The 13,888-nt window shown below is 67.1% G+C and carries 5 protein-coding genes; all 5 read left to right on the top strand.

The window, feature by feature from the left end:
- Positions 1-18: 18 nt before the first annotated feature.
- Genes pglX through CDN38_RS00890 form a run of 5 tightly spaced genes read left to right on the top strand, consistent with a single transcriptional unit; the run spans position 19 to position 13,217 of the window.
- Positions 19-3,582 carry a BREX-2 system adenine-specific DNA-methyltransferase PglX gene (pglX, locus tag CDN38_RS00910; RefSeq protein WP_099318735.1) on the top strand — a complete coding sequence of 1,188 codons (3,564 nt, stop codon included), beginning with the start codon at positions 19-21 and terminating at the stop codon, positions 3,580-3,582.
- Positions 3,579-7,247 carry a DUF6079 family protein gene (locus CDN38_RS00905; protein WP_099319304.1) on the top strand — a complete coding sequence of 1,223 codons (3,669 nt, stop codon included), beginning with the start codon at positions 3,579-3,581 and terminating at the stop codon, positions 7,245-7,247. The genes pglX and CDN38_RS00905 overlap by 4 nt, the downstream gene beginning before the upstream one ends.
- Positions 7,244-9,868, top strand: a complete 2,625-nt coding sequence (pglZ, locus tag CDN38_RS00900) for a BREX-2 system phosphatase PglZ (protein WP_075511385.1) — start codon at positions 7,244-7,246, stop codon at positions 9,866-9,868. The genes CDN38_RS00905 and pglZ overlap by 4 nt, the downstream gene beginning before the upstream one ends.
- The gene (gene brxD, locus CDN38_RS00895; protein ID WP_075511368.1) at positions 9,865-11,139 is read left to right on the top strand and encodes a BREX system ATP-binding protein BrxD; all 1,275 of its coding nucleotides are present in this window, start codon (positions 9,865-9,867) and stop codon (positions 11,137-11,139) included. The genes pglZ and brxD overlap by 4 nt, the downstream gene beginning before the upstream one ends.
- On the top strand, positions 11,139-13,217 hold the full coding sequence (locus tag CDN38_RS00890; protein ID WP_075511369.1) for a DEAD/DEAH box helicase: 2,079 nt from the start codon (positions 11,139-11,141) through the stop codon (positions 13,215-13,217). Before brxD ends, CDN38_RS00890 begins: the two co-directional genes overlap by 1 nt.
- Positions 13,218-13,888: the final 671 nt, after the last annotated feature.

Raw genomic sequence — 13,888 nt, 5'->3', positions numbered from 1 at the left:
GGGCAAGGTGTCGCCGTGATGAGTTGGGCTGCAGCGGATCTGGTGGCCGCGCTGCGCCGTCAGGTGTCAGAGCTCGAAGCCGACCTGCGGGCGCGGGTCGACGGCGACGATCACGACCTGCGCCAGCCGGGCGTGTACGAGTCGTGGAAACAGGACTACGACGCCGCGTTCGCGGCGCAGCGCACGGCGTCATCGTGGCACCAGTGGCGCGACGACCGGGTGACCCAGGCGGGCGTGGCGTGGGTGCTGGTGACGGTGTTCGCGCGCTACTGCGAAGACAATGCGCTGGTGAGGCCGCGGTGGATCGGCGGTGCCACCGCGGACGAACGCGGCCACGCGCTGGATGCGCGACGCGCCTACTTTCAGCAGCATCCTGAGCACACCGACCGTGAATGGCTGCACCAGATCATCGCGCACTTCGGGAAGTTCACTGCGACAAAGGGATTGGTGGACGAGTATTCACCGCTGCACCTGGTTGCACCGTCCGGCGATGCGGCGCGGGCGTTGCTGGAGTTCTGGTGGCAGCAGAGCGCGACGGGTGAGGCGCTGTATCCGTTCGTCGGCGTGGACACCCGATTCCTCGGCGACGTGTACCAGGACCTGTCAGAGCACGCGAAGAAGACCTACGCGCTGCTGCAGACCCCGGAGTTCGTCGAGGAGTTCATTCTCGATCAGACGATGGAGCCGGCGCTGGCCGACCGGCCGTTGGAGGGTTTCACGGTCATCGACCCGACCTGCGGTTCGGGGCATTTCCTGCTCGGGGCGTTCCGGCGGCTGCACGAGCGTTGGCAGCGCCACGCTCCGGGCCTGGGTGCCCGGGAACTGGTCGAGAAGGCCCTCGACGGGGTATACGGGGTGGACATCAACCCGTTCGCGGTGGCGATCGCACGGTTCCGGCTGCTGGTGGCGGCGCTGCACGCGGCGGGCGATACCAGCATCGAAGAGCAGATCCGCTACACGCCGCGCCTGGCCGCCGGGGACAGCCTGCTGTGGGGAGCCAAGCAGCAGGCACTCGGCGATGACCTGTTGACGATCGGCCAAGCGGTGCAAGCGGATTCGACTGAGAATGTCGATGCGCTAAAGGAGATCCTGCAGCGCGAGCACGACGTAGTCGTCGGCAACCCGCCCTACATCACCGTAAAAGACGCGGCGCTGAACGCGACGTATCGGCAGCTATACACGACGCCGCACCGGAAGTACGCGCTGACGGTGCCATTCATGGAGTTGTTCTATCGGCTGGCGTATTCGTCGGGACGCGAGCGTCCCGCGGGTTGGGTAGGGCAGATCACCTCGAACTCGTTCATGAAGCGCGAGTTCGGATCGAAGTTGATCGAGGAGTTTCTGCCGACGGTTGATCTGCGAGTCGTCATCGACACGTCCGGTGCCTACATCCCGGGACACGGCACACCGACGGTGATCATCGTCGGCCGAAATCAAGCTACGGCTGTGGACACGGTTCGGGCCGTACTCGGTATTCGGGGCGAACCGGGACGGCCGAATGATCCTGCGAAAGGCATTGTTTGGTCAGCAATTACGGAGAATATTGATGAACCAGGCTTCGAAAACACCTACATTGGAGTCGCCGATTTGGAGCGATCGCTACTCCTCTCGCATCCGTGGAACCTGGCGGGGGGCGGCGCAGTACAGCTTGTCGCCGCAATAGAGGCGACATCCCAGAAGATTCTTGACAATGCGATCGCTGGCAAGATCGGGTTCGCCAGCTTTCCGGGTGCCGACGACGCCTTCTTCGGGCCTGCGCACCATTTTCGCGATCGAGGTGTCCCAACCGCTCTTGCAAGACCTTTGGTGCTGGGCGAGTACGTACGTGACTGGTCTGAACTGCATGGCGAAATCGCGTTCACGCCCTATAAGGGTGCTGAGCTCATTGGTGTAGACACTAATTCACTTTGGTACAGACGGATCTGGCCGCTGCGCGTGCCGCTACAGAACGTCACTGGATTCGCAGGCGAGACCACCGCCGACTTCGGCCGAGAGTGGTGGTCGTGGTATCGATGGGTTCCAGATCGCTACCGCACACCCCTCTCCATCACCTTCGCTTTTGTCGCGACGCACAACCACTTCGTGCTCGACCGCGGCGGGAAGGTCTTCAAGCAGTCGGCTCCGGTGATCAAGCTGTCCGCGGGCGCGACGGTCGAGGATCACCTGCGGCTGCTGGGTGCGCTGAACTCGTCGATCGCGTGCTTCTGGCTCAAACAGAACAGCCACAACAAGGGTAACGGGGGGATCGGCGGAGGGATCGGCGACGAGGACTGGGAACCAAGATACGAGTTCACCGGCACTACGCTCAAAGACTTCCCACTGCCTACCACCACACCGCTCGACCGCCCCAGGTTGCTCGATGCTCTCGCGCAAGCCCAACACCAGCAGACACCAGTCGAGCTGGCCGCCCGACAGACACCCACCCACGCCGTGCTGGAAGCGGCGCGATCCGAGTTCGCCCGACTCCGAGGCTTGATGATCGCCAACCAGGAAGAGCTCGACTGGGAGTACTACCGCATCTACGGTCTGATCGACGACGACCTCACGTATGACGGCTATGCCCCCGAAATCTCCCTTGGCGAGCGGGCTTTCGAGATCACCCTAGCGCGACGCATGAAAGACGGTGAGGAGACCGCCTGGTTCGAGCGGCACGGTTCGACGCCGCTCACCGAGATTCCCGAGCATCTCCCCGCCGACTACCGCGACCTGCTGCAGCGCCGTCTGGATGCCATCGACTCCAATCCGCACATCCGCCTGCTGGAAAAGCCGGAGTACAAGCGCCGCTGGGCGATGGAGCCATGGGACAAACAGGTTCAGGCCGCACTCAAGGACTGGCTGCTGGACCGCGTCGAGGACCGCGCCCTGTGGTACGACCGCGAGGGACGCCCATCCGTCCTGTCGGTGGCGCAGCTCGCCGACATCCTCGACCGCAACGAGGAGTTCCGCGGCGTGCTGCGGCTGTGGGCCGGCGATCAGAACGTCGCGACCGGCGCGGCGCTGGCGAAATTGCTTGCCGACGAATCGGTTCCGTTCCTGGCCGCCTACCGCTACAAGCCGTCCGGCTTGGACAAGCGCGCCGCCTGGGAGCACACCTGGGAATTGCAGCGCCGCGAAGACAATGGCGAGAAGCTCGACGCCCCCATCCCGGTGCCCCCGAAGTACACCAGCGCCGATTTCGCCAAGCCCGCGTACTGGTCACACCGCGGCAAGCTCGACGTGCCCAAGGAGCGGTTCATCTGCTACCCGAACGCCGGCCGCGACGCGGACTCCACCGAACTGCTCGGCTGGGCCGGGTGGGACCACGCCGACCACGCCCTGGCGTTGGCCGCGCTGATCGGCCAGCGCATCGAGGACGGCTGGGACACGCCACGGCTGGTGCCGCTGCTGGCCGGACTCCACGAACTGCTGCCCTGGGTTCGCCAGTGGCACAACGAGATCGACCCCGAGTACGGTGAGTCGGTCGCCGACACCATCGACGACGAACTGACCGCCCGGCTGGCCGAACATCACCTCACCGACACCGACCTGACCGCGTGGCGCCCGGCGCCCACGCGCAGAACACGAAGGGCCGCAACGTCATGACCACACTGCTACGCGATGTCATCGACATTCCCGAGCGGGTGGGCAGCGACGACTACGTGCTGCGCCTAACCGACAGCACCGGCGACGACCAACGCATCGCCGCAACCCTCGACGAGTACGTTATCACCGGCCCGTTGCGGGACAACTTCGTCGCCGCGATCGACCTGGTGTCCGACGCGCTGGCCCGCAACACATCCCGCGCCGCTTACCTCACCGGCTCGTTCGGTTCCGGCAAAAGCCACTTCATGGCGGTGCTCTACGCACTGCTCGGCAACCACCCCGCCGCGCGGACGTCGAAGTTCCAAGACCTCACCGGACATTACGACGGGCGGCTCTCCGGCAAGAAGATCCTGCGCCTGACCTACCACCTGCTCGGCGCGAAAAGCCTTGAGCACGCGGTGCTTCGGGGCTACGTCGAGCAGATCACCCGGCTGCACCCCGACGCGCCGCTGCCCGCGGTGCACCTGTCGGACAAGCTGCTTGCCGACGCGGAGAACATGCGCGCGCAGATGGCCGACGACGAGAAGTTTCTCGCTGGACTGGGTTCGGGCGGCGGCGGCGACGAATGGGGCGGGCTGATCAACACCGCCTGGGATCTGCCGCGCTACCAGGCGGCGCTGGCGGCCGCACCCGAGGACCCCGAACGGCGCGACCTGGTGTCCGCCCTGGCCGGCAGCTACTTCAAATCGTTCGCCGAGACCGCCGACTACGTCGACCTCGACCGCGGCCTGGTCGTCATCTCCGAGCACGCCAAGACCCTCGGCTACGACGCCGTCGTGCTGTTCCTCGACGAACTGGTGCTGTGGCTGGCGTTCTCGGTGCGCGACACCGAGTTCTTCGCCCGCGAATCCCAGAAGATCACCAAACTTGTCGAATCATCGGGCCGCAACCGCGCAATCCCGTTGATCTCCTTCATCTCCCGCCAGATGGATTTGCGTAAATGGTTCGCCGACGCCGGGGCCTCGGGCGCCGAGCAGGAGGCGCTCGACCGCGCATTCCACTACCAGCAAGGCCGCTTCCGCGAGATCGCCCTCGGCGACGACAATCTCGCCGAGGTCGCCCATGCGCGGCTGCTCGCCGCCAAAGACGACGCCGCCCGCGCCGTGCTCGACGAGGCGTTCGCCAACCTCACCCGCCGCCCCGAGGTGTGGGAAGTGCTGCGCGACAGCCTCAACACCGACGAGCACCACCACGGCGCGTCCGAGGCCGAATTCCGCCGCACCTATCCGTTTTCCCCGGTGCTGGTGTCGACGCTGCGCAACCTCTCGTCGGTGATGCAACGCGAACGCACCGCGCTGAAGGTGATGCAGCGCATGCTCGTCGACCGCCGCGACACCCTCACCGTCGACGACCTGATTCCCGTCGGCGACTCCTTCGACTACGTCGTCGACGGCGGCGACCCCATCGACGCACACGCCGCAGCAATGTTCAAGTCGGCCACCGAGCTATACCAGACCCGACTGCTGCCCGCACTGCTGGAGAAGCACTCGGTCAGCAGGGAACAACTCGACGAGGACCCGGCCTCGGTGCCCGCCGGGTTCCGTGCACACGAACGCATCGCCAAAACGCTGCTGCTGTCGGCCATCGCACCGAAAGTGCCCGCGCTGCGCGACATCACCGCGCCGCGGCTGGCCGCACTCAACCACGGATCCATCCGGTCCAAGCTGGCCGGCGGCGAAGCCCGCGTCGTCCTCGGCGTCGTGCGCGAGTGGTCTCAAAAAGACGTCCCCGAGATCAGCGTCTCCGACGCCGCCAACCCGGTGATCCGGGTGCACCTGGCCGACGTCGACTACCAGTCGATCCTGGAACGCATTCGCGGCGAAGACAATTCGGGCCGCCGACGCGTGCTCATCCGCCGCCTGGTGCACGAGGCGCTCGGCGTGCCAAGCCGGCAGGACGACCTGAGCGGCGCGGCCACCCGCACCGTCGTGTGGCGCGGATCGCGCCGGGAGGTCGACATCGTGTTCGGCAACGTCCGCGACGCCGGCTCGCTGCCCGAGCAGGCCTTCGACTACCGGCCCGGCACGTGGCGCGTCGTCGTCGACTACCCCTTCGATGAGGGGGGTTACACCAATAAGGACGACGTTGACCGCATCGACCGGCTGCTGACCACCGGCGACCGTCACACGGTCATCTGGCTGCCCAGGTCGTTCACCGACGCCGCGATGGAAGACCTGGCACTGCTGGTCAAATTGGACTGGCTGTTCACCGGCAGCGGCGACCGCTGGACCGAGAACTCCGACCATCTGTCGGCCACCGACCGCGCCCAGGCCCGCGGCATCCTGGAGAACCTGCGCAGCGGCACCATGACCAGCTTCCAGACCTTGCTCAAGCAGGCCTACGGCATCGAGCCCGCCGACCCCAAACGCATCACGACCGAATCGCAGCAGTACGACGTGCTCACCTCGCTGTCGCGCGATTTCCAACCCGAACTGCCGCCCGCCGCCAGCTTGGAGGCCGCGTTTCTCAAGATCGTCGACCAGGCGTTCACGGCGACCTACCCCAACCACCCGGCATTCGACCCCGCCGACGACGAACTCACCGCCCGCAACTTCGAGACCGTGCGCGACTACGTCGAGCAGGCCTGTGCCCACCGCGACGGGCGGGTCCCCACAAACCCGGGTAACGACCGCAAGGTTGTGCGCCGCATCGCCGGCCCGCTGCGTGTCGGCAAAGCCACCGAAGACCACTTCCTGTTCGGCGAGGACTCGTTCGCTTACTGGGCCGGTGAACTCGACCGCGCCGCACACCAGTCGCAGCCGCTGAACGTCGGTGTGCTGCAAGACCACATCGAGGCGATCACCCCCGCCTGGGGGCTGCGGCCCGAGGCGCGCGACCTGGTGATCTGTGCCTGGGCGCTGTTGCGCAAACGGGCTTGGTTCGAGGCAGGCCTCGCGATCGCCCCGCTACCACTGGGCCGGCTGCGGCGCAGCATCGAACTGCGCGCCGAGGAACTGCCTACCCAGCAGGCCTGGGACGACGCCCGCGCCAACGCGTCAAAGCTCTTCGGCTACACGATGCCGCGCACCTATCTCACCGGCGCTAACGTCGCCGAATTCGCCACCCAGATCCGGGCCAAGGCCTCCGATGCCGTCCCCGAACTGGGTTACCTCATCGACGAATTACGGCCCGCGCATGCACGGCTGGATTCGACACCCGGCGCCGGCGCCCGACTGACCGCCGCAGTTGCCCTGCACAACTTCGTCGAAAGACTCAGCACCACAACGGGAAACGTCGGCGTCATCGACGCGATAGCCACCATCGCCCTCCCCGTCGCCGTCGAGACCGCCGGTCAGATCCGCAACGACGCCGCCCGAGACGCCCACGCCCTGCACAACTTCAAATGGCCACTGCTGAAGACGTTGCTCGCCGGCGCCGGGCGAGCAGGGGAGGCCGGCGACAGCGCACGGGCGATCCAACGGTCGCTGCAGGACGCCATCGCGGTGCCGGGCCGCTCCCTGAGCGACGAGCTGGCCAGCGGGGAGAACAGGCTGGTCACCTGGGTCGTCGAGGACAAGCCCAAGCCTCCGCCCGACGGGGAGGCCGGGGAGGCCGGTGAGGCCACCGTCAGCAGCCCGCAGGAGCTGTCCAGCCTGCACTCGACGCTGGCGAAGGCATTGTCCCAGCACAGCAAGACCATTCACGTGCGCTGGTGGGTCGAGTGACCACACTGACCGCGACCGAACCCATCATCCGGGCACGTCTGCGCAAGGCCAAGGCCAAACGGTACGCCCGCGGCGTGCTCGGGCTACGCGCCAAGCCCGAATGGAACGGCAACGCCTTCGATTACGAAGGCACCCAGGTCACCGTCGTCCCCTGTCCGTCGGTGCTGGCCCTCTGGGAAGCGATCGACACCCGCGACACCGACGCGTGGACCGTAGTGCTCACCGACGTCGTCGACGACGACCTCAGCGACACCGTGCTGGCGCACCTGCTCGACGGCAGGCTCATCACCCCCGACCCGTGGGACGCATTGCGCAGCAACTTCGCCGCCTCCACCATCGAACCCGCGTTGTACCGGCCGCACAATGACCGCGCCATCGCCAACGGCCTGCTGAACGTCCTGGCGCCCGACGCCTACACCGCGGCCCCGGGCGGGGTGCTGACCCTGGACCACGCCATGGCCACCGTCGCACGTGACGTGCTGAAGATCGTCAACCGCGCGGACGTGGAGATCGACACGCTCGCGGTGCTGGAGTGGAGCCTGTCTGCCGAAGCGGCCGACGATCTCGCGGTGTTGGCCGACCGGGGCGGCACGGAACTCGCGGTGGCCTTCCACGGCTGGTTGGCTGGACGTGCCGCGGCGATCGCCGGACCGCTGACCGCCCTGCTGAGGGCCGACCGGATTACGGATCTGGTGCCGTTGGGCATCGTCGCGGGATTGTTCTCGCAGCGTTCCGACACCGACCATGATGCCAAGGCCCTCGGCGTCTTCCTGGGCCGCTACGGGCTGACCTCCCTGACGCCCCCCGGCCTGGACACTTGGTCCGTCAATGTCCGTGGATTGGTGACCAACTCGCTGACATCACCGCACTCCGTGCTGCAAGCCGCGGCGGCCGTGGTGGACGACCTGGGACTCGGCGCGACCGCGGCGTCCTCGGAGTTGTTGAGGCACGGCCTTGACCATCGACTCAAGGTCCTCGCCGACGCGGTAACGCCCGTGCTCACCCGGCCCGAAACGCTGCCTGGCGTCGAAAACGCCTGGGCCGACGTCCAGAACCATTTCCTGCACGAATCCGACCCGTCGTGCCCGGCGTTCGCCGGTGCCGTCCGGCTCGTTCGCTGGCTGGCCCAAACACCCGTTGCCGCAACGGGACTCGCTGCGGCCAGCACACTCTATGTGCGCGACTTGTCGTGGGTCGACACGGCGTTGGTCGCGGCACGCCGAGGCGCCGACGCGCCGCACTTGGCCGAGGCGCTGCGCGCGGTCATCGACACCGTCGCCGGCCGCCGCGCCCAATACGATCGCGCGTTTGCAAAGGCACTGGCCGACGCGCCGAAGCCCCCGCTGCAGACAGTCGAAAAGGTGTTGGCCCAGTGGGTCATACCGCTCGCCAAGAAAATGCCGACACTGTTGCTCGTCATCGACGCCCTGTCGCTGGCCGCCGCCAACGACCTCGTCACCGCCGCGCAGCGCGACGGATGGGTGGAGATCTCCGCCGCCGCCGACGGACGCCGCGGTGCCGCGCTGGCGGTGCTGCCCACCCTGACCCAGCGCAGCCGCTGCTCGTTGCTGTGCGGCGAACTGCGCGAAGGCCCGGACGGCGTCGAACGGGCCGGCTTCGTCTCACTGATCCGCGAGGCGCAACTGCAGGCCACCGGCGGCGTGCCGGACCCGATCTTTCACAAGAAGGCGCTCGACGCCATTCCCGCCGGCGCCTCGCTAGCCACCGACGTCAACAACTCGATCGCCGACACCGAACATCAACGGTTGGTCGCCGCCGTGCTCAACTACGTCGACGACACGCTGCACCACACCGACCCGGGCGGCACCGACTGGACACTGACCACCATCACGCATCTGCGCGCGTTACTGCATGCGGCGAAGAACGCCGGACGCGCTGTGGTGATCACCTCCGATCACGGCCACCTCATCGAGTACGGCACCAGCACCAAGGTCGACCGTGCCAACGTCTACGGCCAACGCGCCCACGGCGACTACGCCAACGTCGACCCCGACCGCGAGGTGGTTGTCGAAGGCCCCCGCGTGCTGACCGCCGACCACAAGGTCGTGTTGGCCGTCGACCCGGACGTGCGTTATCAGGCCCGCAACGCCGGCTACCACGGCGGGGGATCACCCGCGGAAGCGCTGGTCCCGGTGGTGGTGCTGGCGTCCGGCCCACTGCCCGACGGCGCGGTTCCCGTCGCGGGCGCCGAGCCCCCGTGGTGGCACACCTCCGTCCAACCCGTCGTCACCCGCCCGGTCAAGACCAAGAAGCCGCAGGAGCCCAGCCTGTTCGACATCGCTGAGCAGTCAAGCGTGCTGCCCGAAAAGGTGTTGCGCAGCAAGGTGTTCAGCGAACAACTCAAGCTCGCCAAGCGAAACGTCTTGCAGCAGAGTCAAATCGGGGACCTACTGGCCGCGTTGCTCGCGACGAGTGCCCACGAGATCACGCTGGCGCAGGCGGCGGTCGCCCTCGGTGTCGCGACCGCCAGTGTCAACGGCGCGCTGATGCAGACCAAACGGGTGCTCGATGTCGAAGGCTACGAGGTGTTGCGGGTTACCCAGGGTGTCGTGCGCCTCGACGTCGATGCCCTCAAGGAACAGTTCGGGGTGTCGGAGTGAGCGTGTCGGCGCGGCGACGCCGCGAGATCCTCGACGCGCTGCGCCGCGGCACCGTTCCGTCCAACGGGCTCGACCAATTGGCCGTCGGGCTGGGGCGCTTCGAAGCCGAACTGGACGCATCGCTGGACGCCGTCGCTGCCGGAGGTGCGATGTTCAAGGCGGTGCGCGGCGAATACGGTTCAGGTAAGACATTTTTCGCGCGCTGGCTGGCCGATCGGGCGATGAAGAAGGGATTCGCCGTCGCCGAGGTCCAGATCAACGAGATCGACACGCCGCTGCACAAACTGGAAACCGTCTACCGGCGCGCCATCGAATCCCTGCGGACCGCGACCATTCCGCCGATCGCGTTGCGCCCGATTCTGGACGCATGGCTGTTCACCATCGACGATGACGCCCGCCAGCAGGGCGTGGATGCCGACACTTTGCTGGAACGCCGGCTCGCCGACGTCGCCGCGCGGGCGCCGGTGTTCCCGCTGGCGATCCGCGCCTACCGGCGAATGCTCGCCGACGGCGACCATGACGGCGCCGACGGACTGGTCGCCTGGCTGGGCGGGCAGCCGCACGTCGCCGCGGCCGTCAAACGCCGGGCCGGTATCAAGGGCGATCTGGACCACTTTCTCGCGCTGGGGTTTCTGCGTGGGCTTCTGGCGGTCTTGGCCGATGCCGGACACCCCGGTCTGCTGCTGGTGCTCGACGAGGTGGAGACGCTCCAACGCATCCGCAGTGACGCACGAGCCAAGGCGCTCAACGCATTACGCCAACTCGTCGACGAAATCCACGACGGTCGTTTCCCAGGCTTGTATCTGCTGATCACCGGGACACCCGCGTTCTTTGAGGGTCGCCAGGGCATACCGTTGCTGCCGCCGCTGGCCGACCGGTTGCACACCGAGTTCGCGAAGGATCCGCGATTCGACAATCCACGGGCGCCGCAACTACGGCTCACCGGCTTCGACCAACCGCGGTTGATCGAACTGGGTACCCGCGTCCGTGCTTTGTACGTCGCCGGCGTGCCCGGCCCCGACCGCATTGCGTCCGTCGCCGACGACGCGTTCCTGCAACGGTTCTCGGCCGCGGTCGCCGGTGAGCTCGGCGGGCGGGTGGGCATCGCACCGCGGCTGTTCCTTCGCAAACTCGTTGACGTCCTCGACAAGATCGACCAGTTCCCGGACTTCGACCCGTACCGCGATTACGAGGTGCGCATCGCCGACAACGAACTGACCACCGCCGAACGCGCAGCACTGACCGCCGACGACGTCGCGCTCGACCTGTGATGGATGCCTTCGAGCAATTACATCCCGGACTGCAATACCATCTGGCAAACACGTTGCGGTGGAGCGCTCTTCGTCCGACGCAGGCACAAGCCGTCGCACCGATCCTGGAGGGTTGCGACACCCTCGTCCTCGCGCCTACCGCCGGCGGCAAGACCGAAGCCGCGGTGTTCCCGTTGCTGTCGAGGATGGCCACCGAGGACTGGCAAGGACTCTCGGTGCTGTACGTGTGCCCGCTGCGCGCACTGCTCAACAACCTGCAACCCCGCATCGACGGCTACGCCAGGTGGCTCGGCCGGTCGGCGGCCGTCTGGCACGGTGACGTCGGTCAAAGCCAACGGCAACGGATTCTTGCCGAGCGTCCCGACATCATGCTGACCACCCCGGAGTCGATCGAATCCATGCTGGTGTCCACCAAAGTCGATCCCCGCGTGCTGTTCTCCGGGTTACGGGCCGTCGTCGTCGACGAAATTCACGCGTTCGCCGGCGACGACCGCGGCTGGCACCTGCTCGCGGTGCTGGAGCGGGTGTCGCGTCTCGCTGGCCGCGAGCTGCAGCGGGTGGGGCTGTCGGCCACCGTCGGGAATCCCACGGAACTGCTGGCATGGCTGCAGGGCAGCTTCGTCGCACGCGCGTCGTCGGTGGTGGCGCCTCCCGTCGGCCCTACTGTCGATCCCGAGATCACGGTTGATTACGTCGCGTCACTGAGCAATGCCGCCAGGGTGATCGCGTCACTGCACGCCGGAGAGAAGCGGCTGGTGTTCGTCGACAGCAGACGCCAGGCCGAGGAACTCGGCGTCGCGCTGCGGGGATTGGGCGTTTCGACGTTCGTCTCCCACTCGTCGCTTTCGGCGTCCGAGCGGCGGCGCTCGGAGGCGGCATTCGCCGAGGCGCGCGGCACCGTCATCGTCGCCACCTCGACCCTCGAACTCGGCATCGACGTGGGCGACCTCGACCGTGTCATCCAGATCGGCTCGACCCGAACAGTCGCGTCGTTCCTGCAACGGCTGGGCCGGACCGGCCGTCGGGCGGACAGCGTCCGCAACTGCCTGTTCCTGTGTGTCGACGACGACAGTGTGCTGTTGGCCGCAGGGATGCTGCAGCGCTGGTCGCAAGGCTGGGTCGAGCCGATCACCCCACCCCCGGCACCGCGGCACATTGCAGCGCAGCAGTTGATGGCGTTGTGTCTGCAGGAACGCCGCATCAGCGCGGGGGCGTGGGTGTCGTGGTGGGGTGAGCTGCCGTTGTTCGACGCCGGCCCGGCGATCCTGGATCACCTCGTCGCCGAGGGGTTCTTCGAGCGAGACGGGCCGTTCCTGCACATCGGCTCCGAGGCCGAGCGAAGGTTCGGGCGCCGCTACTTCTCCGATTTGACGGCGGTCTTCACAGCGCCGCCGGAGTTCCTCGTCCTGGCCGGGCAGTTCGAAGTCGGAACCGTCGGCAGCGAGCTGCTCACCGACGAGGTCGATGGGCCGCGAGTGCTGTTGCTGGGCGGGCGGTCGTGGCGGGTCACCCATGTCGACTGGGACCGCAGGAGATGCTTCGTCGAACCCGAGGACGGCGGCGGGCGGGCCAAATGGTCGGGATCGGGCCGCGGTCTGTCGTATGACATCGCCCGCGGCATGCGGTCAGTGCTGCTCGGGTCCCAGCCTGCGGGAGCGGTATTCACCGGCCGAGCGTCCTCGAAGCTCGCAGAGATTCGAGAGGCGAACGGCGACAACGTTTCTACCGACGCCCTGATCGTGCGCCTGCCTGCCGACTCAGCCGGGCGTTGGTGGACGTGGGCGGGAACCGCGGCCAACCGGACGCTGCAGGCTTCGTTGCGCACGATCGTCGACCCCCGGCAGCGGATCGACGAGAAGTCGCTACGGCTGGTGCCTGGCGTCACGGTCGCCGAGTTCTCGGCTGCGCTGGATGCCGTCGAGTGGCAGGAGCCGGCGGTCGACGCGAACGCGCTTCGGGGACTGAAGTTCTCGTCGGCCCTGCCGCCCGAGTTGGCTCGGGCCACACTGTCGGCTCGGATCGGCGATCACGCACGGGCGGCCGCGGTACTCGGCGATGCGCGAAGGATCCTGCGCTAGGTGGAGCGGGCAGCGTGATCTCAGTGGGTGACCTCGCCTGGCGCCAGGCGCTGATGGCCAGGCAGACGCACACGAAGGTGCGCTCGCCCGCACGGGCGTCGAAGTTCTTGACGGCTCGGCCCGCGGGCCGTCCGCCCATGCGGGTCGCGCTGCGGATCGCCCCCCTCTGGCCGCGGATGGCGGCGGCTGTGCATGCCCAGCACGATTGCCAGCATTGACACCGGGGGCCGTCCAGACAAGGTAGGCGCGAAGTACCAATCGAGGCTCGGCGGTGACGACCCGATTCCACAGCGCATGCATGGCGACCGCACTCAGGTAGCCGATCAACACGTGGCCAGCTTTTGCGTGTTCTCCAGTGAGGCGAAACCGCACCGACCGGGTCGGCTCAGATCAGGTAGTGGGTGAGCAAGTTGAGCTCATTGCGGCGGTGGCCGGTCAGCATCAGCAGCAGGTAATAGGCCCTTTGCGGGTTTTTCGACCAGCGGCGCGCCGGTCGCGACCGACGCCTAGCTAGCTGACCGACGCGGTCTCAGCGCGGCTGATCAGCGGCTCGAGGTAAAGCCCGAAGATCACAACGGGACGACGGCAATAGATGCGCCCCTGGCTGGTGGGGGCCCGACGGGACCGAGTTTGTCCAGCATGTACACAGTCGAGTAGCCTCGACAGATGCC

The sequence above is a fragment of the Mycobacterium ostraviense genome, from assembly GCF_002705925.1.
In the GTDB taxonomy this organism is placed as follows: Bacteria; Actinomycetota; Actinomycetes; order Mycobacteriales; family Mycobacteriaceae; genus Mycobacterium; species Mycobacterium ostraviense.
This window is presented reverse-complemented; position numbering and strand designations above follow the sequence as displayed.